Annotated in this window: 15 protein-coding genes; 9 read left to right on the top strand and 6 right to left on the bottom strand. The window is 72.7% G+C overall.

Translation table 11 applies throughout. The features are described from left to right. Window positions 1–76: 76 nt before the first annotated feature. The 4 genes from EDD93_RS18210 (at window position 77) to EDD93_RS18195 (ending at window position 3,943) form a co-directional block, all read left to right on the top strand. Window positions 77–511 carry a MarR family winged helix-turn-helix transcriptional regulator gene (locus EDD93_RS18210; protein WP_123526138.1) on the top strand — a complete coding sequence of 145 codons (435 nt, stop codon included), beginning with the start codon at window positions 77–79 and terminating at the stop codon, window positions 509–511. 38 nt (window positions 512–549) lie between these two features. Further along, on the top strand, window positions 550–1,152 hold the full coding sequence (locus EDD93_RS18205) for a hypothetical protein (RefSeq protein ID WP_123526137.1): 603 nt from the start codon (window positions 550–552) through the stop codon (window positions 1,150–1,152). 149 nt (window positions 1,153–1,301) lie between these two features. After that, a complete protein-coding gene (locus tag EDD93_RS18200; protein WP_123526136.1) occupies window positions 1,302–2,339 on the top strand; it encodes a rod shape-determining protein in 1,038 nt (345 codons plus the stop codon). A 20-nt stretch (window positions 2,340–2,359) separates the two neighbouring features. Beyond that, window positions 2,360–3,943, top strand: a complete 1,584-nt coding sequence (locus tag EDD93_RS18195; RefSeq protein WP_123526135.1) for a GAF domain-containing protein — start codon at window positions 2,360–2,362, stop codon at window positions 3,941–3,943. Here the strand turns inward: EDD93_RS18195 and EDD93_RS18190 are convergent. Next, the gene (locus EDD93_RS18190; RefSeq protein WP_123526134.1) at window positions 3,921–4,352 is read right to left on the bottom strand and encodes an Lrp/AsnC family transcriptional regulator; all 432 of its coding nucleotides are present in this window, start codon (window positions 4,350–4,352) and stop codon (window positions 3,921–3,923) included. The two genes, EDD93_RS18195 and EDD93_RS18190, sit on opposite strands and share 23 nt — an antisense overlap. Window positions 4,353–4,463: 111 nt before the next feature. Between EDD93_RS18190 and EDD93_RS18185 the strand changes: the two genes are divergently transcribed. Beyond that, window positions 4,464–5,678, top strand: coding sequence for an MFS transporter (locus EDD93_RS18185; RefSeq protein WP_185092362.1), 1,215 nt, complete (start codon window positions 4,464–4,466; stop codon window positions 5,676–5,678). Between the two features lie 64 nt (window positions 5,679–5,742). Here the strand turns inward: EDD93_RS18185 and EDD93_RS18180 are convergent, their stop codons facing one another. Beyond that, entirely contained in the window at window positions 5,743–7,926 is a 2,184-nt protein-coding gene (locus EDD93_RS18180) for a ThuA domain-containing protein (protein WP_123526132.1), read from the bottom strand. Between the two features lie 6 nt (window positions 7,927–7,932). Beyond that, complete coding sequence (locus tag EDD93_RS18175; RefSeq protein ID WP_123526131.1) at window positions 7,933–10,395, bottom strand: PQQ-dependent sugar dehydrogenase; 2,463 nt, start codon at window positions 10,393–10,395, stop codon at window positions 7,933–7,935. Window positions 10,396–10,677: 282 nt separating this feature from the next. Between EDD93_RS18175 and EDD93_RS18170 the strand changes: the two genes are divergently transcribed. The 3 genes from EDD93_RS18170 (at window position 10,678) to EDD93_RS18160 (ending at window position 14,433) form a co-directional block, all read left to right on the top strand. Further along, window positions 10,678–12,138 (top strand): acyl-CoA synthetase, encoded by a 1,461-nt coding sequence (locus tag EDD93_RS18170; RefSeq protein ID WP_123526130.1) that lies wholly within the window; start codon window positions 10,678–10,680, stop codon window positions 12,136–12,138. Next, window positions 12,131–13,564 (top strand): carboxyl transferase domain-containing protein, encoded by a 1,434-nt coding sequence (locus tag EDD93_RS18165; protein WP_123526129.1) that lies wholly within the window; start codon window positions 12,131–12,133, stop codon window positions 13,562–13,564. Before EDD93_RS18170 ends, EDD93_RS18165 begins: the two co-directional genes overlap by 8 nt. A gap of 71 nt (window positions 13,565–13,635) precedes the next feature. Then, a complete protein-coding gene (locus EDD93_RS18160) occupies window positions 13,636–14,433 on the top strand; it encodes a VOC family protein (RefSeq protein ID WP_123526128.1) in 798 nt (265 codons plus the stop codon). Window positions 14,434–14,476: 43 nt separating this feature from the next. On the opposite strand, the gene EDD93_RS18155 is transcribed toward EDD93_RS18160, so the two are convergent. Further along, window positions 14,477–15,769: an MFS transporter gene (locus EDD93_RS18155; protein WP_123526127.1), complete on the bottom strand. Its 1,293-nt coding sequence runs from the start codon at window positions 15,767–15,769 to the stop codon at window positions 14,477–14,479. 339 nt (window positions 15,770–16,108) lie between these two features. On the opposite strand from EDD93_RS18155, the gene EDD93_RS18150 reads away from it, so the two are divergent. Beyond that, complete coding sequence (locus EDD93_RS18150) at window positions 16,109–17,119, top strand: glycoside hydrolase family 16 protein (protein WP_123526126.1); 1,011 nt, start codon at window positions 16,109–16,111, stop codon at window positions 17,117–17,119. A gap of 10 nt (window positions 17,120–17,129) precedes the next feature. Here the strand turns inward: EDD93_RS18150 and EDD93_RS18145 are convergent, their stop codons facing one another. Together EDD93_RS18145 and EDD93_RS18140 are read right to left on the bottom strand one after the other, a co-directional pair. Then, window positions 17,130–17,786 carry an NAD(P)-dependent oxidoreductase gene (locus EDD93_RS18145; RefSeq protein WP_123526125.1) on the bottom strand — a complete coding sequence of 219 codons (657 nt, stop codon included), beginning with the start codon at window positions 17,784–17,786 and terminating at the stop codon, window positions 17,130–17,132. Then, a complete protein-coding gene (locus EDD93_RS18140) occupies window positions 17,783–18,715 on the bottom strand; it encodes an EamA family transporter (protein WP_221217348.1) in 933 nt (310 codons plus the stop codon). Before EDD93_RS18140 ends, EDD93_RS18145 begins: the two co-directional genes overlap by 4 nt. Window positions 18,716–18,722: the final 7 nt, after the last annotated feature.

The raw sequence follows: 18,722 nt of genomic DNA, 5'->3' as shown, positions 1-18,722 counted from the left end.
GGAAAAGCTTCACCATGTGAAACAACCATGCGCCTGGATATTTCATGTTGTCAAGTAACCGGCTATCCTGGGCGCCATGGCCACTCGTACAGACCCACTGACCCTCGAAGTCGTCGAGCTCATCGGCACCGTCGTGGCGCGCTACTACGAGGAGTACGAGCAGGCCGCGGCCACGCACAGCCTCACCGGCGCACAGGCCAGGGTCCTCGGACTGCTCTCCCTGGAGCCGATGCCGATGCGCAGGATCGCGCAGAAGCTGAAGTGCGAGCCGTCCAACGTGACCGGCATCGTGGACCGGCTGGAGGTGCGCGGCCTGGTGGAGCGCCGCCCCGATCCGGCCGACCGGCGGGTGAAGCTGGCCGCGCCCACCGAGAAGGGCACCCGGACGGCACGGCAGCTGCGCGAGTCGCTCGACTTCGCCCGCGAACCGCTGGCCGGCCTCTCCGACGCGGACCGCGCGGTGCTGCGGGACCTGCTGCGCCGGATGCTGGGCATGGAACCGCAGGCCTGAGCCCCCTCGGGGCGGCCCGTGTGGAAGCGTTGGGTCCCATGAGCGCTCCCCCTGCTTTCGGCCCCCGCGAGTTCCAGCTCGTCCTGCTGCGCCGGATGGCCGACCACCAGCCGGATCTCGTCGAGGACGCCCGGCACGAGCTGAGCGCCACGCTCGCGGAGATGCGCGAGGCCAACCGGCGCTGGCAGGCCATGGTGCGGGCGCCGAGGGGGCGGGGGGCGCTGCGCCGCTACCGTTCCGTGCTCGGCGAGCCCGAGACCTCGCTGCGCCGCACGGTCGGTGACCTGGAGTGCGACGCGCTGCTGTGGCCGGTGCCGCTCTGGCCGGATCTGCGGTTCGAGGTGATGGCCGGGCCCGGCGGGGCGGTGTGGAACGAGTGGCTGGTGCGGGCCCCCGGCGCGGCCGCCCCCGACCTCGGCTCGGTGCGGGACCTGCGCCCCTGGTCGTGCACCGTGGACGAGGTGGCGCGGGCCTTCGCCCCGGCCCGCCCGATGGAGGGCAGCGCGCCGACCCGCTGGGCGCTCGCGATCACCGCTCCGGCGACCGCTCCGCCGAGCGCGCGGACGGCCGCCCCGGCCGTCGGCGACCCGTATGTCGCGGAGTTCACCTGGGGCCTGTTCCAGCGGCTGCTGCCGCGCTGAGGCACCTTCGCCGGCCACCGGCCGACGCGCCGTCAGCTCCGTCCCCCCTACGGCGCATCCCAGCGCGCACAACGCCTCCCACCGGCGCACGATACGAGGACAGCCGGCTGCCCGTCGGTACCCCCATCAGCGCTCTCGGGAGACCCGCCGTGACCGTCAGCCTCGATCAGTTGCGCCGTTGCCATGTCGCCGTCGACCTCGGGGCCGCCCGGACCCGGGTGTACGTCAAGGGGCTCGGCCTCGTCGTCGACGAGCCGAGCGCCGCCGCCGTGAACACCCGTACCGGATCGCTCATCGCCGTCGGCGCGCTCGCCGAACAGATGACGGGCCGCACCCCCGAGTACATCCGGGTGGTCCGGCCGGTCTCCGGCGGGACCGTCGTGGACATCGAGATGGCCCAGCGCATGCTGCGCCAGCTGCTGGGCGACAAGCTCCGCCGGCAGCTGCGCCGCAAGCCCCGGCTGCGCGCCGCCGCCTGCACCCCGCACGACAGCGATCCGCTGGCCCAGCGGGCCGCCGTCGAGACCATGGTCGGCCTCGGCGCCCGCCGCGTGGAGCTGGTCGACACCCTGATCGCGGCGGCCGTCGGCTGCGGACTACCGGTCGAACAGCCGACCGCCACCATGATCATGGTGTGCGGGGCCGCGACGACCCAGATCGCGGTGCTCTCGCTCGGCTCGATCGTGACCGCCGTGCGCATCCCCATCGGCGGCGACGCGATCGACCACGCGGTGATCCAGCACCTGCGCCAGTACCACGAGCTGATGCTGCCGAGCCAGTCCGTACGCCCCCTGCAGCTGGCGCTCAGCGGCAACGGCCTGACCCCGCACGGGCCCGCCGTGACCGAGATCCACGGCCGGGACGTGGCGACCGGCCTGGCCCGCTCCGTACAGGTCGACACCGCGGCCGTGCGGCAGGCGATCCACCGCCCGCTGACCTCGGTCCTGGACGGCCTGGGCAAGGTGCTGCGGGACTGCCCGCCCGATCTGGTGGCCGACCTCGCGGACTGCGGGATCATGATGGTCGGCGGCAGCGCCCTGCTGCCCGGCCTCGACCAGATGCTGCGCGACGCGACTGGCATGCCGGTGCGCATCGCCGAGCGGCCCGACGTCTGCTCGGTCCTGGGACTCGGCGCCATGCTGGACGGCAAGATCCGCCCCATGGTCCTCGACCCGCTCGCCTGCTGAGCGCCGCAGGTCTGCGGCGGATGACCGACGAACCACGCGACCCGGCGCCCCGCGGAAGGGTCCCGCAGGCACCCCGGCTGCCGATGCTCCTGGAGGCGGTGCTGAGCGTCGGCACCGATCTCGAACTACGGGCCACCCTCCAGCAGATCATCGACACCGCCGCCGCCCTCACCGGGGCCCGCTACGGCGCGCTGGGCGTACTGGACCCCGCGCGCGGCACCATCCGGGAACTGTTCATCCACGGCCTGACCGACGACGAACAGGCCGCCGTCGGGGACTTCCCGGACGGCCACACGGGCATGCTCGGCGCGCTCATCGAGGAGTCGCGGCCGCTGCGCTCCGACGACCTCACCGCCGACCCGCGCGCCACCGGAATGCCCCCGGGCCACCCCCCGATGCGCTCGTTCCTCGGCGCCCCGATCCTGGTCCACGACGAGGTCTTCGGGAACATCTACCTCACCGAGAAGAGCACCGCGCACTTCACCGAGACCGACGCGGCACTCCTGCGGGTCCTCGCCTCGCAGGCCGGGATCGCGATCGGCAACGCCCGGCTCTACGACACGGTCCGCCGGCGCGAACGCTGGATCGAGGGCGCCGCCGCCGTCACCAACACCCTGCTGACCGGCGAGAACGCGGCCGACGCCCTGATGACCGTGGCGGAACGGGCCAGAATCCTCAGCGACGCGACGGCCGGGGTGATCCTCCAGCCGACCGAGGAGGGCGGCATGGAGATCGTCGCCGCCTCCACGCTGGAGGATCCGGCCGGCCTGGTGGGCACCGCCATCGAACCCGGCTCCCCCGTCCTGGTGCAGCTGCTGGGCGGCGAGCCGGTCTTCCTGGAGGACTCCGCGACCGATCCCCGGATGACCACCCACGTACGGTCCCGCTTCGGCCCCAGCATGATGCTGCCGCTGCAGAGCGGCGGGCGGCTCATCGGCACCCTCGCCCTGCCCCGGCGGCGCGGCGCCCGCCCGTACACGGCGGTGGACCGGCTGCTGGCCTCGCAGTTCGCCTCGCAGGCCGCCCTCGCACTGGTCCTGGCGGACGCGCAGCACGACCGGGAGCAGCTCGCGGTGTACGAGGACCGGGACCGGATCGCCCGCGATCTGCACGATCTCGTCGTCCAGCGGCTGTTCGCCACCGAGATGATGCTGGAGTCGACCCGCCGCCGCGCCGCCACCGGGCAGACCGACGAACTGCTGGGCAGGGCCGTCGACGAGCTGGACTCCACGATCCAGGAGGTCCGCACGACCATCTTCGCCCTCCAGCAGCCCCCCGCCCAGGCCCCCACCACCTTCCGCGGCCAGGTGCTGCGGGAGACCCGGGGCGCGGGCTCGGTGCTCGGCTTCCAGCCGTCGGTGCACTTCACCGGGGCGGTGGACGCCCTCGTGCGGGAGCCGGTGAGCGGGCAGCTGCTGGCCGCGCTGCGCGGAGCGCTGGCGGCCGCGCACCGGCGGTCCGGGGTCTCGGAGATCGAGGTGGTGGTCGACGCGACGGCGGTACTGCCGGACGGCCGGGCCGCCGTCCGGCTGACGGTCCGGGACGACGGGCGGGAGGAGGACGGCACGCGGCCGCCTGCCGTCAGCTGGCAGGCGCCCCTCTGAGCGCGACCCTGGTGCTGGAGTGGGCGACGCCCGCCTCCCGCCGCAGCCTGCGCAGCAGCGCGTCCAGCGCCGCGGTGTCGGCGGCGGTGGCCCGTACGAGGTAGTCGTGCCCGCCCGTCACATGCACCACCTCGGTGATTCCGGGCAGGGTCAGCACGGCCCGCTCGAAGACCTCGTTGGTGGTGTCCATACGCAGGGTGACGTCGATGAAGACGACGAGGCCGGTCCGGGTGTCGGCGGCCGGGTCGATGATCACGGTGAAGCCGCGGATGACGCCGTCCCGGCGCAGCCGCCGCACCCGGTCGGCCGCCGCGTTGGCGCTGAGCCCGACCCGCGCTCCCAGATCGCGGTACGAGATCCGCGCGTCCTCCTGGAGAACGCCGAGGATTTCCCTGTCCAGACGGTCCATACCGCGATTGTCGCAGCTTTCGGACATTCGCGACTTCGGACGGGTCGTTCCCGGCCCCCGGATGGAGCACGCCGACGGGCCGGGGGCATGGCCGCGCCCTTGACTGACTGTGTGGACACAGCCGTCAAGCAGTCACCGGCACCGGCCGCCCCGGGCGCCTCCGGCGCCGCCTATCGCAACCTCGTGATGGCCACGATCGGCTTCGCGCTCACCTTCTGGGCGTGGAACCTGATCGCGCCCATGTCCGACTCCTACAAGGAGCGGCTCGGGCTGAGCTCGTTCCAGCAGTCGCTGCTGGTGGCCGTGCCCGTGCTGGTCGGTTCGCTGGGCCGGATCCCGGTGGGCGCGCTCACCGACAAGTTCGGTGCGCGGCTGATGTTCCCGCTGATCTCGGCGCTCACCATCGTGCCGGTGCTGCTGCTGATCCCGGCGAAGAACTCCTACGGCGCGATGCTGGCGGTGGGCTTCCTGCTGGGCCTGGGCGGTACCACGTTCGCGATCGGTATCCCGCTGGTCAACTCGTGGTTCCCGCCCGCCGAACGGGGCCTGGCCCTCGGGGTGTTCGGCATGGGCATGGGCGGTGTGGCGCTGTCCGGGTACTTCACCCCGCGGATCGCCGAGCACGGTGACAACCTGCCGTTCCTGGTGGTCGCCGGGGCGCTCGTGGTGTACGCGGCGCTGGCGGCGGTGCTGGTCAACGACCGGCCGGGGCGGCAGGTGCCGACGGACACCCTGGCCCACCGGCTGGGTGCGGCGGGGCGGCTGCGGGTGACGTGGGAGCTGTCGGCGCTGTACGCGATCGGCTTCGGCGGCATCGTGGCGTTCGGCGTCTACCTGCCGACGTACCTGAAGACCTGGTACGACCTCTCCCCCACCGACGCCGGTACGAAGGCCGCCGGGTTCGCCCTGGTCACGGTGGTCTTCCGGCCGATCGGCGGCTGGCTCTCGGACCGGATGCACCCGGCGCTGGTCTCCTCGGCGGCGCTCGGGGTGGCCGCCCTGATGGCGATCGTCCAGGCCTTCGACCCGAAGCTGGTGCCCGGCGGGACGGTCGCGCTGCTGATCATGGCCGCCGGTCTCGGTACCGCGAGCGGCAGTGTCTTCGCCCTCGTCTCGCAGGTGACTCCGCAGGCCAAGGTGGGCAGCGTCACCGGGATCGTCGGCGCGATGGGCGGTCTCGGCGGCTTCGTCCCGCCGCTGGTCATGGGCGCGATCTACAGCTCGAAGGGCTCGTACTCGATCGGTTTCATGCTGCTGTCCGATCTGGCGCTGGCCGGCTGTGTGTACGCGTACGGGCGGATGCGGACCATCCAGCGGGACGCCTGAGGGCCCGGGCGCAAGGAGAACGGCAGCGTCCCCGCCGGGACGCTGCCGTTCGTCGTGGGTCCGCTCAGTGCGCGGACGCGGCGGCGGTGCGCTGCTGTTCGAACTTCTGCGCCCAGTACGCCGTCCGGTCGAGGTAGGCCGTCTCGGCGGCGGCCCCCGTCTTCCCGTACGCCCCTTCGTAACTCTGGTAGCCGTGTCCGGCGGGCGGGTTGCCCGACGCGGGTTCGATCGGGCTGCCCTCGTGCCATTCGTTGAAGGAGGTGACGGAGACCCAGGAGGGCGATCCGCCGATGGCCGGGTCGAGCGCGTTGCTCCACTCCAGGTCGTAGGAGGCGCCGTCCTCGCGTCCCAGGGTGGGTGTGGTGTTGCCGGGAACGGCCCGGTCGTCGATGTAGCCGGGGGCGACCGAGGGCGCCCAGACCAGGTTGTTGGCCTCGGCGTACTCCCCCGCCTGCTTCCAGCCTGGGGCGGTGGCACCGGCGATGCCGTCGTAGGTGTAGATCCCGCCGAAGTGCGCGACCTTGGTGGTGTCGGTGGTCTGGGCGAGGACGATGGCGCTGTCGCGCACGGCGTCCAGCGCCGTCCAGTCCTGGATCCTCAGGCTCTCGAAGATGTAGAACGCCGGACGGTTGCCGTGCTCGGCGTCCCGGTAGTAGGCGGGGCTGTCGCCGTACGTGGCGTTCAGATAGGCGATGTCGTCGACCACGGAGGCCGCCGTCCGGTCGCCGTACGGTTCGATGTGCCAGGCGACCTTGATGCCGTGCCGGGCGGCGGCTGCCAGGACTGCCGGGGCGAGCTTGTCCTCGTAGCCGCCCTGTCCCCACCAGCTGTAGACGATGACTCCGGCGCCCGACTGCTCGATCCACTTCATGTGCTGCTCGACGGCCCCGGCGGCGTCGCCGGAGTCGTACGGGCCGAGCTTCGGGTAGAGGTCGGCGCCGATGTCGTCGGGCGGGGTGTGGCCGCCCTGTTCCCAGTGGCGCCAGCTGCCGTTGGTCTCCGGGGTGCCGTACCAGGGGTAGTAGAAGAGGTGCACGTTGGAGGAGCCGGCGGCCTTGGTCCCCTGCTTCCCGGCCAGCGTGAAGCTGTCGATGTCGAAGAGGGAGCCCGCTCCGCCGGTGAACCGGAGGAACAGCGGGCCCGAACCGGCGCCGCTGAGGGCGCCGGTCACCTGGGTGAAGGTCTCCCAGCCGCCGGTCGGGGCGACGTCCACCGAGCCGAGCAGCGCTCCGGTGGCCGAGCCGGAGCGCACCTCGATGGTGCCGCCCGCCCCGGCCGACGAGACCTTGGCGGTGAAGGAGGCGGCCCCGGCCGTGTCGACCGAGGCGTAGCCCGCCCAGTCGCCGTTGTCGATGTAGCCGAGGGTGGCCCCGCCGCCCGCTCCGGCGTGCGCTGCGCTCTGCACGCCGGAGGAGGAGGTGTACGACTCCGCCTCCACGGGGTCGTCACCGGGGTCCGTGGCTCCGGAGCCGCAGTCGGCCTGCACCGCGCCGGCCGCGTACTGGATGCCGCCGAGCAGCAGTTGGCGGAAGTCCGGATCGCTGTAGGACTCGATGGTGTGGCCGAGACCGGTGTAGAAGGACCGCCCCTGCTGCTGCGGGTGGCACCACGTGATCGGGTGGTCGCCGCCCATCTCGCCGCCGGTGTAGCTGCTCTCGTCCAGGGTCTGGAGCACGTGGACGTCGGCGCGCGGGTTGGTGCGGTAGTTGTACAGCTCGTCGGTCCTGGTCCACACGTCGTCCAGGTGCGAGGTCGCCGGGTTGGCGTGGTCCTCGGTGAGGACCTTCGCCTCCTGGATCGCCGGGTGGCTCTTGAACCAGGCGCCGACGAGGTGTTCGTAGGACGGCCAGTCGTACTCGGTGTCGGCGGCCGCGTGGACGCCGACGAATCCGCCGCCGCCGTCCACGTACGCCGACAGGGCGTCCTGCTGCGCGGTGTTCAGGACGTCGCCGGTGGTGGAGAGGAAGACCACCGCCTCGTACCCGGCGAGATTCCCCGGGGTGAAGGCGGCGGCGTCCTCGGTGGCGGTGACGTCGAAGCCGTCCGCCGCGCCCAGTTCCTGGATCGCGGTGATGCCGGCCGGGATGGAGTCGTGCCGGAATCCGGCGGTCTTGGAGAAGACCAGCACGTCGTACGGGTCAGCGGCCGCGGCGGCTCCCGCGGGGGCGGGGGCCAGGAAGGCCGCGCCGAGGGCCAGGGCGGCGGCGCACGCCACATGCCGTGCGCGCCGGGCGAGTTGTCGTCTCATGTGCCGTCACCCCTGCGTCTCGAAGGTGAAGGCGTCCAGGTCGAACAGGTTCCCCTGGCCCGTGGGCCCCTTGAAGACGAGGAAGAGTTCGGTGGTGCCCGCGGGCGCGTTGCTCACGTCCGCCGAGACGTCGGTGAAGGTCTCCCAGCCGCCGGTGGGTGCGACGGTCAGGGTGGAGAGCAGGGTGCCGGTGGGGGAACCCGCGCGCACCTCCAGCGTGCCGCCGGGACCGGCGGAGGAGACCCGGGCCGAGATGCCGGTGGCGTCGGCGAGGGCGTACGGCTCGAAGGAGATCCAGTCGCCGTTGTCGGTGAAGCCGACGGTGGCGCCGCCCTCCGCCGCTCCGTGCTGGGCGGGCTCGATGCCGGACTGGGCGGCGAAGTGCTCGGCCTGCCGGTGGCGGGGCTGGAGGATGCTGTCACCGTGGCCGGTGAGCCCGCCGGCGTCGGTGTACTCGGCGTCGAAGACCCCGTAGATGTTGGCGGCGCTGTCGTGCTCGCCGTCGACGGGTACGTCGATGGTGCCGGAGCAGCCGTTCTTCGAGGTGATCTGGTGGCGGTGGCTGTCGTGGCCCAGGAGGTAGGTCACCTTGACCTTCGAGCAGTCGACGGCCCCGTCCTCGGGATCGGTGACCGTGACGGTGAACGGCACGGAGTCACCGAAGGAGAAGAGCTTCCCGTCGGCAGGGGTGGTGAGGGTGACCGTGGGGGCGGTGTTGCCTGCCGTCACGACGAGGCTGGCGGTGCCGGTGAGTCCGTCGGGGTCGGTGACCGTGAGGGTCGGGTTGAAGGTTCCGGCGGTGGTGTAGGTGTGGTGCGGGTTCGCGTCGGTGGAGGTGGCGCCGTCCCCGAAGTCCCAGGAGTAGCTCAGTGCCCCGCCCTCGGGGTCCGCGCTGCCGGCCGCCGAGAAGGCGACGTCGAGCGGGGTGGGTCCGGAGGTGCGGTCCGCGGCGGCCTTGGCGACCGGGGAGCGGTTGCTGCCCGCCAGGTACTCGACGCGGTACAGCGCCTGGTTGCCGGAGCCGGTGCCGTAGTCCAGGACGTACAGCGCGCCGTCCGGGCCGAACGCGGAGTCCATGACCTGGGTGCCGGTCCACGGGAAGGTGTCGATCGTCCCGGGTGAGCCGTCGGCCTTCACCTCGATCGGCTTGATCCACTTACGGCCGTACTCGGTGGCGAAGAAGCGGCCGTCGAGGGACTCGGGGAACTTCACGCCCGAGTCGAGGTCCGCGTCGTAGTGGTAGACGGGTCCGGCCATCGGCGATTCGGAACCGCCGCCGAACTCGGGCGGAGTGCCCGAGTCACCGCCGTACTTGATCCAGGCGGACTTCACGGCGGGCAGCTTCGGCCGGCCGGTGTTGCGGAAGGAGTTGTTGGCCGGGCCGCCCGCGCAGTCGTACTTCGCACCGGACGGGCCGCTCGGGAAGGTGTACTCGTTGTACGCCTCCGAGGTGGTGTTGGTGCCCGTGCAGTACGGCCAGCCGAAGTTGCCGGGGCCGGTGACGCGGTCGAACTCGACCTGGCCGCCGGGGCCCCGGTTGGCGTCGGTGGTGCCGGCGTCGGGGCCGTAGTCGCCCACGTAGACGGTGCCGGTCGGCTTGTCGACGGACATCCGGAACGGGTTGCGGAAGCCCATCGCGTAGATCTCCGGGCGGGTCTTCTCCGTGCCGGGGGCGAAGAGGTTGCCGGCCGGGACGGTGTAGCCGCCGTCGGCGGTCGGCTTGATCCGCAGCAGCTTGCCGCGCAGGTCGTTGGTGTTGCCGGAGGAGCGCTGGGCGTCGAACTGCGGGTTGCGTTCGGTGCGTTCGTCGATCGGCGCGTAACCGGCCGACTCGAAGGGGTTGGTGTCGTCGCCGGTGGTCAGGTAGAGGTTCCCGGCGGCGTCGAAGTCGATGTCACCGCCGACGTGACAGCACTGGCCCCGGTCGTTGCCGACTTCGAGCAGGACCTTCTCGCTCGCGGTGTCGAGGGTGCCGTCGGCCTTCATCGTGAACCTGGAGAGGTTCAGGTGGCCCTTCCAGGCCTCGAAGTCGGCGGCGGTGCCCGTCACCGGGGCGTCACCGGCCGGGGTGTTCAGCACGGGTGAGTAATAGAGGTAGAGGTAGCGGTTGGTGGCGAAGTCCGGGTCGGCCGCGACGCCCTGCAGCCCCTCCTCGTCATGCGTGTAGACATTGAGCTTGGCGGACGTCTTCGTCGTCCCGGCGGCGTCGGTCAGCCGGACCGTGCCGTCCCGGGCAGTGTGGACGACCGACTTGTCCGGGAGCACGGCAAGAGACATGGCCTCGCCCAACTCGTCAGGCCCGAGGGCCAGTTGGACCTGCTGGTAGTCGGCGGCCGGGATGTCGGCCCGGATGTGCTGCGCGGTGGGCGCCGCAGGCGCGGCCACGGCGGTACCGGCGGCGAGACCACCGGTGGCCACCAGGGTGAGGGCCGTGAGGACCCTGGACCACAGGGGTGGGGACAGAGGCATGAACGCTTCCTTCCTGACGGTGCGTGGGGTTGTCAGGCAAGGCGCTGTCGCGCTTTGCGACGTGCGTGTGCTGCCGGAGGGGCGGCGATGCGAACCGGTTCTTGCTTCGCGCCGCGCCGAGATGCCCTGCCGGAGTGAACTTTTTGCATGCTGGCAACGCAAAATTAATTTGTCAAGGTCGTATCCAAATCCCCGCCGGATGCCCCGTACAGCCATCCGGCACCGGTTGCGGGACACGTTCCGAGGACGGAAGCGCTTCACCTCTCTAGGGTTCGCAGAGTGATGTCACTCTTGCCTGCACTCCAGGACCCCGCCGGTTCGCCGGCCACCCGTGAAGCCGTCCGGTTCGGTGAACAGTCCCTCGGTTACGCCCGGTTGGCCGCAGCGGCGGACGCACTCGCCACCCGGATCGCACAGGCCGGGCGGGTAGCCGTCTGGGCCACCGCGACCCCGGAGACGGTGGTCGCGGTGGTCGCCGCGCTACGGGCGGGCGTGCCCGCCGTACCGCTCAACCCGAAGACGGGCGAGCGGGAGCTGGCCCACATCGTCTCCGACAGCGCGCCCACCACGGTGCTGGCGGCGGCCGGTGACGTACTGCCGCCCGCACTGGCCGCGCTGACCCGGGTCGACGTGGACACGGCCGCCGCACCGCAGCCCCCCGCCGCCTCCTTCCCCGAGCCCTCCCCCGAGTCCCCCGCCCTGATCGTGTACACCTCGGGCACCACCGGCCCGCCCAAGGGCGCGGTCCTGCCGCGCCGGGCCATCGCCGCCACCCTGGACGCGCTGGAGGACGCCTGGCAGTGGACCGGCGACGACGTCCTGGTCCACGCGCTGCCGCTGTTCCACGTGCACGGCCTGATCCTCGGCATCCTGGGCCCGCTGCGGCGGGGCGGTTCGGTGCGCCACCTCGGGCGGTTCTCCACCGAGGGCGTGGCCCGGGAGCTGGAGTCGGGCGGCACGATGCTGTTCGGTGTGCCGACGATGTACCACCGCATCGCGGAAGCGCTTGCCGACCCCACCGCGTCCGGCGGGCTGACGAAGGCCCTCGCGGGCGCCCGGCTCCTGGTCTCCGGCTCGGCGGCGCTCCCGGTCCACGACCACGAGCGGATCGCGGCGGCGACCGGCCGCCGGGTCATCGAGCGGTACGGCATGACGGAGACGCTCATAAACACGGGCGTACGGGCCGACGGCGAACCGCGCCCCGGCACCGTCGGCGGCCCGCTGCGCGGCGTCGAACTCCGCCTGGTCGAGGAGGACGGCAGCGCCCTCACCGACCCCGCGTCCATCGGCGAGATCCAGGTGCGCGGCCCGAACCTGTTCACCGGCTACCTCAACCGCCCCGACGCGACGGCCGCAGCGCTCACCGCCGACGGCTGGTTCCGCACCGGGGACATGGCCACGCTCGACCCCGACGGGTACGTACGGATCGTCGGCCGCAAGGCCACCGACCTGATCAAGAGCGGCGGTTACAAGATCGGCGCGGGCGAGATCGAGAACGCCCTGCTGGACCACCCCGGCGTCCGCGAGGCCGCCGTCACCGGCGAACCCGACCCGGACCTGGGCGAGCGGATCGTCGCCTGGGTGGTCCCGGCCGACCCCGGCTCACCGCCCCCGGCCGACGAACTCGCCGGCCACGTCGCCGCCCAGCTCTCCCCGCACAAGCGGCCGCGCACCGTCCGCTACCTGGACGCGCTGCCGCGCAACGACCTGGGCAAGATCATGAAGCGGTCGCTCCATGGCTGACCGGCGCTCCGCCCGTGCGGCGATCGCCGCCGTCACCGCCGACTTCACCGAGTCCACCGCACCGCGCGAGGACACCTCGGCCGACGGCCCGCTCGACTGGACCGGATACGCGGACTCCCGGGCACGGGCCACCGCCCGCACCGGCGAGCGGGAGTCCGTCGTGCACGGCCTCGCCACCGTCGGCGGCCACCGCTGTGTGCTGGTCTCCTTCGAGTTCGGCTTCCTGGGCGGCTCGCTCGGCCGGCGCACCGGGGACCGGCTGGAGGCGGCCTACGAGGAGGCCGCCTCCCGGCGTCTTCCCCTCGTCTCGCTGATCGCAACGGGCGGCAGCCGGATGCAGGAGGGCATGATCGCGCTCACCCAGCTGCACCGGGTGGCCGCCGCGTCGGCCCGGCTGCGGGCGGCCGGACCGGCGCAGCTCGCGGTCCTGCGCGACCCGACGACGGGTGGTGGCTGGGCGACCCTGGGCGCGGGCGCCGATGTGATCCTGGCGCTGCCCGGGGCGCAGGTCGGCTTCGCGGGCTCCCGGGTGCGGCCGCCCGGCGCGGACCCGGCCGCGTACACCGCAGAGGGCCAGCTGGCGGCTGGCCAGATCGACGCGATCGTCCCGCCGCAGGAGCTGGCCGCGACCCTGGGCCGCTGGCTGGGGGCGCTGACCCGCCCGGCCACCGCGCCCCCGGTACCCGCCCCGGTGCCCGCCGCACTCTCCCGGACCGGGCTCCCGCCCACCGGCTGGGACGCGGTGCTCCGGGCCCGGTCCGCGTCACGGCCGCGCGCCGAGGCGTATCTGGACGCGTACTTCGGTACACGGCTACCGCTCGACGGGGACCGCTGCGGGGGGAGGGACCCCGGGCTGCTCTGCGGCTTCGGACTGCGCGAGGGGAATGAGGGGAATGAGGGAAGTGCGGGGGCCGGGGGCAGCGGGGGGCGGCCCGTCGCGTACGTCGCCCAGTGCGGCACCGCGACCCGCCCGGCCGGCTACCGCACGGCGGCCCGGGTGATCAGGCTGGCCGACCGGCTCGGCATCCCCGTCCTCACCCTGGTCGACACCCCCGGGGCCGCCAACGACGCCGAGGCGGAACGGGCCGGTGCGGGCGCGGCCATCGCGGACGCGTTCGCGGCGATCGCGGCCGCCCGGGTCCCGGTCACGACCCTGGTGATCGGCGAGGGCGGTTCGGGCGGCGCGCTGGCCCTGGCCGCACCGGGCAACACCCACGTCACCGCCGACAGCTACTTCTCGGTGATCGCCCCGGAGCTCGCGGCGGCGATCCTGAAGCGCTCCCCGGACCAGGTGCACGCCACGGCCGACCAGTTGCGGCTGCGCCCGCAGGACCTGGTGGAGCTGGGCGTCGCCCGCTCCGTCGTGAGGCCCGGCCCGCCGCCGGGCGCGGACACGGGCTCGACGCGCACAGGAAGCGAGGGGTAGATAGCGTAATAAAGGGGACAGCCCGCGACGGGCTCAGGAACACGTCTCCGAGTGAGGAAAGAGGCCAGGTCATGGCCGCAGAATCAGAGGGCACTCCGTGCTGGGCCGATGCGACGTTCGGTGACATCGAGGGTGCGAAGCGCTTCTACGGTGAGCTGCTGGGGTGGACCTACGGCGACTCGCTGCCCGAGTTCGGCAACTACACCCAGGCGTACGTGGACGGCAGGGCGGTCGCCGCCCTGATGCCTCCGATGCCCGGCCAGGAGGTACCGGCCGCCTGGACGCTGTACCTCGCCTCGCCGGATGCCGCCGCCACCGCGGCGAAGATCCGCGAGAACGGCGGCGAGGTGCTGGTGGAGCCCATGCAAGTCGGGGAGTTCGGCACGATGGTGCTGGCCCGCGACCCGGGCGGGACGGCGTTCGGCGTGTGGCAGGCGGGCAGCCACGAGGGGTTCGGCGCGCGCAACGTACCGGGCGCCTACAGCTGGGCCGAGGTCTTCACCCGGGAGCCGGAGAAGGCGGACCCCTTCTTCCGTGCCGTGTTCGGGTACGGGGTGAAGCGGGTGGAGGACGACACGGTCGACTTCACGCTCTACGACCTGGGCGCGGACCCGGTGCTGGGCCGGATGAGGATGACGGAGGGCTTCCCCCCGGAGGTGCCTCCGTACCTGAACGTGTACTTCACCGTCGCGGACTGCGACGCGGCGGTGGCGAAGGCCGAGGCGCTCGGGGCCCAGCTCCGGTTCGGCCCGCTCACCATCCCGTTCGGCCGGTTCGCGGCCCTGACCGACCCGCAGGGCGCGCCGTTCTCGCTGATCGACGGGACGACGACGGGCGGCGAGATGCCGAAGGTCACGGACGTGGCCTGAGCGGCGGCCGGTCTGTCTGACCGCCCCGGCTCCGTGAGACGCCTCAGGCCTCGGGACGGTGTGCGTCGTAGCGCGCGAACCGGGGCCACCGCAGGGCCAGCAGCAGCACGCCGGCCACGCATGCGATTCCTCCGCCGGTGACGGCCACACCGGGTGAGACCAGATCGGCGACCGACCCGGCCAGGAAGTCCCCGAGCCGGGGGCCGCCCGCCACGACGACGATGAACACGCCCTGGAGGCGCCCCCGCATGTCGTCCGGCACCGCGGCCTGCAGCATCGTGTTGCGGAAGACCATCGAGGTGGTGTCGGCGGCCCCCGCGAGTGCCAGGAAGACGAGCCCGAGCCAGAGCTGCCGGGTCAGCCCGAACACCGCGATGGCGGTGCCCCAGCTCGCGACCGCGAGGAGCACGGCGAGCCCGTGCCGCCGGATCCGCCCCAGCCAGCCGGAGAACACCCCGCCCAGCAGCGCGCCCAGGGCCGGGGCGGCGACCAGCAGTCCGGTGGTCTTCGCGTCGCCCCCGTACCAGAGGACGGCCACGACGGGGAACAGCGCGCGGGGGTTGGCCAGCACCATGGCGCACATGTCGGTGAAGAAGGTCATCCGCAGGTTGGGCCGGGTGCCCAGGAACCGCAGCCCGTCCAGGACGGATGCCCGCTTCGCGGTCCCGGCGGCGCCCTCGCCCCGGTCCGGCAGCATGGAGGGCAGCCGCCACATCGCGTACAGCGAGGCGGTGAAGGTGACGGCGTCGATGCCGTACGCGGCCCGGTACCCCCACCAGCCGACGATGAGCCCGCCGAGCATCGGTCCGACGAGCCCGCCCGTGGTGCTGGTCATGGAGTTCAGCGCATTGGCGGCGGGCAGCTGTTCGGCCGGCAGGAGCCGGGCGATCATCGAGCTGCGGGCCGGTGAGTTGAGCGCGAAGCAGACGGCCTGGAGCGCGACGACCCCGTACAGGAGCCCCACCCGCTCCACCCCGGCGACGGTGATCGCCACCAGGGCGACGGAGAGCGCGAACGACCCGAAGGCGCTGGCCAGTCCCAGCTTGCGCCGGTCGACGGTGTCCGCGATGGCACCGCCGTACAGTCCGAAGACGACCAGGGGCACCAGCGAGCAGAACCCGATGAGCCCGACGGAGAACGCGGACCCGGTGAGGTCGTACACCTGGAGCGAGACGGCGAGCGCCGTCATCCCCTGCCCGACCCAGGAGACCGTGTTCCCGAACCAGAGCCGCCGGTAGTCGGGGGAGGTCCGCAGCGGGGTCAGGTCGGCGAATATCCGGGCGCGGGGGGCGGGCTCGTCGGCCTCGTCCGTCGTCTCGGTCAGGGAATCGGTCACGGAGAATGGTACCGGCCGGGCCGGCGGGCCGTTTCGGGGCGATGGGCTCAGGCAGGACCGGCTACGGACGCTACGGACGTCCTGCGGGGCCACGCGGTCTGCGGAGCCGGCCGCAAGCCCTGAGCCGGCACCCCGCGAGCGGGGGAGAGGGAAGCGGCGCCGGGCGGCCGGCGGCACACGAATCGTGCGTCAACTTGCCCGTATCCCGGTCGAGTTGGCTTCAGGCAGTGAACGCGGCAAGCACCTTGACGGGGTCGGCCGCCGTGCCCGACAGTCGTTCGCATGGCGGTTGAGAGCGCTCTCAGCCTCCGCTCCCCCCACCCCACGAAAGCAGCCCACATGAACAGGATCGCTTTCTTCGCCCGGCTTCCAGGCTCCTCCACAGCCCCCCGACGCCGCCCCCGACGGCGTCTGCCGGCCGTGCTCGCCGCGCTCTGCCTGCCGCTGGCCGGACTCACGGGTCTGGCGGGCCCCGACTGGCTCTCCGGCACCGCCTCGGCCGACGAACCGGCGGCGGGAACCCGCGCGGCCGCCGACTGGACCACCATGTTCAGGGACGACTTCGACGGCGCGGGCGGAACAGGCCTCGACACGGCCGACTGGCTCTACGACACGGGCACCAGCTACCCCGGCGGCGCGGCCAACTGGGGCACCGGCGAGATCGAGACATCGACGGACTCGACGGAGAACGTCTACCAGGACGGCTCGGGCCACCTGGTGATCAAGCCCGTACGGGACGCATCGGGGCACTGGACGTCCGGCCGGGTGGAGACCCGGCGCACCGACTTCGCGGCACCGGCGGGCGGGCAGATGCAGCTCAGCGCCTCCCTGAAGCAGCCCGACCCGGCCAACGGGCTCGGCTACTGGCCGGCCTTCTGGGCGATGGGCGCCGACGCCCGCCCGGCCGGGGCCACCAACTGGCCGAGCATCGGCGAGCTGGACATCATGGAGGACGTCAACGCGCTCAGCCAGCACTCCACCACCTTCCACTGCGGTCAGTGGGCCGGTGAGTGCCACGATCCCGACGGCATCAGCAGCGGGCTGCAGGCCTGCGACGGCTGCCAGACGGGCTACCACACGTACTCCGTGATCGTCGACCGCAGGGACACGGCGGCCGAGCATCTGCGTTTCTACCTGGACGGTGTCCAGACCTTCGCGGTGAACCAGAACGAGGTGTCCGACGCGACCTGGAAGGCCGCCGTCGACCACGGGTACTTCGCCATCTTCGACGTGGCGATCGGCGGTTCGTATCCGGACAAGGTCTGCGGCTGCACCTCCCCCGGGGCCGACATCACCTCCGGCGCGGGGATGAGCGTGGACTGGTTCTCGGCCGAGGTCAGCCAGTCCTGATCCGCAGGCGTCACTCCTGGCGCCGCGCCACGGTGAAGTGCCTCTGCGCACCGGGGTGTTCGATCTCATCGAGCGCGGCGACAGCGAGATCCTCGGCGCTGATGCGTGAGGTGCCGTCGGGCTCGGTCAGCAGCGTGGTGGTTCCACGGCGGTAGCCGCCGGTACGGGTGCCGGGTTCGAGGACGGCGGGCGGGCTGAGGTAGGCCCAGTCGCCGTTCACGTGCTCGCGGCAGGCCCGCAACTGGGTCGTGCTGGCTGCCGCGACGGCGCGCCAGGCGGCGGGGACGTGGTCCGGGTCGTCGATCACGAGCAGCTCAGGATCGCGCGGCGACCTCAGGGGGCCCGCTCCGCCGATGACGAGCAGCCGGACGCCGGCCCGGCCGGCCGCGTCGAGCACGGCAGAGGTGAGCGGCGCGATCGCGTCCTCGTCCCCGGGCGCCGGCCGGATGGCGAGGAGGACGGCGTCGGCCTTGCCGAGTGCCGCGTCGAGGGCCGCGCCGCGCAACTCCTCGGGGGCCCCGGCATCGACGGTCACGGCTGTAACGGCGGCGGACGAGGTCTCGTCCGGGTGCCGGGAGGCGGCGACCACCTGATGGCCGCGCGAGACGGCTTCGGTGACGAGCCGTGAGCCGACCATTCCGGTGGCGCCGAGGACGGTGATGTTCATGAAGCGGTCCCTTTCCGGGTACGGGGACGGAGTGCGGGAGTGAACTGCCCGGCTGCCAGGGCCGCGAGGGCGAGGGCGAAGCCGGTGATCCGGATGGGATCGAGGCCCTCGCCGGCCAGCAGCACGCCGAGGGAGGCGGCGACCAGGGGCGAGAGCAGCCCGAGGAGGGCGGTCGCGGTGACCGGGAGCGTGCGCAGACCCCTGAACCAGAGGGTGTACGCGATCAGCCCGCCGAACGTGCCCAGCCACAGGTACCCGGCCACGGCCCGGCCGTCCACCCCGCCCGGCACGCCCTCGACGAGCAGCGCGGGAGCCAGCAGCACCAGTCCGCCCGCCGTGAGTTGCCAGCTCGCGAACCCGACCGCGCTGACTCCTTCGGGGCGGCCCCAGCGTTTGGTGAGCACGACGCCACCGGCCATGGCCGCGGCCCCGGCGAGCCCGGCGGTAATCCCGAGGGGGTCGAAGCCCGCACCGGGGCCGAGCACGACGAGCCCGACGCCCGCGACTCCGACGACGCCCCAGGCGAGGCGCCACGGGGAAGGCCGCTCCGAGAGGACCGGGACGGCGAGGAGCGCCACCAGGACCGGCTGGCAGGCCCCGAGGGTCGCGGCCACCCCGCCGGGGAGGCGTTCGGCGGCTATGAACAGCAGCGGGAAGAAGGCCCCGATGTTCAGGGTGCCGAGGAGCGCGGCCTTCCACCACCACGCCCCGCGCGGCAGGGTGCGCGCGATGAGGAGCCCGAGCAGACCGGCCGGCAGTGCGCGCATCAGCGCTGCGAAGAGGGGCGAGCCGGGCGGCAGCAGTTCGGTGGTGACGATGTAGGTCGTACCCCACACCGCCGGTGCGAACGCCGTGGCGATGGTGAGCCCGGCTCGCCGGGCCGGTGGCGCGGATGCCGATCGCGGAAGAACTGTCGTCGTGGTCACCACACCACTC

The sequence above is a fragment of the Streptomyces sp. 840.1 genome (assembly GCF_003751445.1).
Taxonomy (GTDB): Bacteria; Actinomycetota; Actinomycetes; order Streptomycetales; family Streptomycetaceae; genus Streptomyces.
Note: the sequence above shows the minus strand (reverse complement) of the source record. Positions and strands in the feature narration are given on the sequence as shown.

Bases quoted from the DNA above. Each gene is read 5' to 3' on its own strand.
- EDD93_RS18210 (WP_123526138.1), top strand. From the start codon at position 77: ATGGCCACTCGTACAGACCCACTGACCCTCGAAGTCGTCGAGCTCATC.
- EDD93_RS18150 (WP_123526126.1), top strand. From the start codon at position 16,109: ATGAACAGGATCGCTTTCTTCGCCCGGCTTCCAGGCTCCTCCACAGCC.
- EDD93_RS18190 (WP_123526134.1), bottom strand. From the start codon at position 4,352: ATGGACCGTCTGGACAGGGAAATCCTCGGCGTTCTCCAGGAGGACGCG.
- EDD93_RS18145 (WP_123526125.1), bottom strand. From the start codon at position 17,786: ATGAACATCACCGTCCTCGGCGCCACCGGAATGGTCGGCTCACGGCTC.
- EDD93_RS18160 (WP_123526128.1), top strand. From the start codon at position 13,636: ATGGCCGCAGAATCAGAGGGCACTCCGTGCTGGGCCGATGCGACGTTC.
- EDD93_RS18175 (WP_123526131.1), bottom strand. From the start codon at position 10,395: ATGCCTCTGTCCCCACCCCTGTGGTCCAGGGTCCTCACGGCCCTCACC.
- EDD93_RS18180 (WP_123526132.1), bottom strand. From the start codon at position 7,926: ATGAGACGACAACTCGCCCGGCGCGCACGGCATGTGGCGTGCGCCGCC.
- EDD93_RS18165 (WP_123526129.1), top strand. From the start codon at position 12,131: ATGGCTGACCGGCGCTCCGCCCGTGCGGCGATCGCCGCCGTCACCGCC.
- EDD93_RS18205 (WP_123526137.1), top strand. From the start codon at position 550: ATGAGCGCTCCCCCTGCTTTCGGCCCCCGCGAGTTCCAGCTCGTCCTG.
- EDD93_RS18170 (WP_123526130.1), top strand. From the start codon at position 10,678: ATGTCACTCTTGCCTGCACTCCAGGACCCCGCCGGTTCGCCGGCCACC.
- EDD93_RS18195 (WP_123526135.1), top strand. From the start codon at position 2,360: ATGACCGACGAACCACGCGACCCGGCGCCCCGCGGAAGGGTCCCGCAG.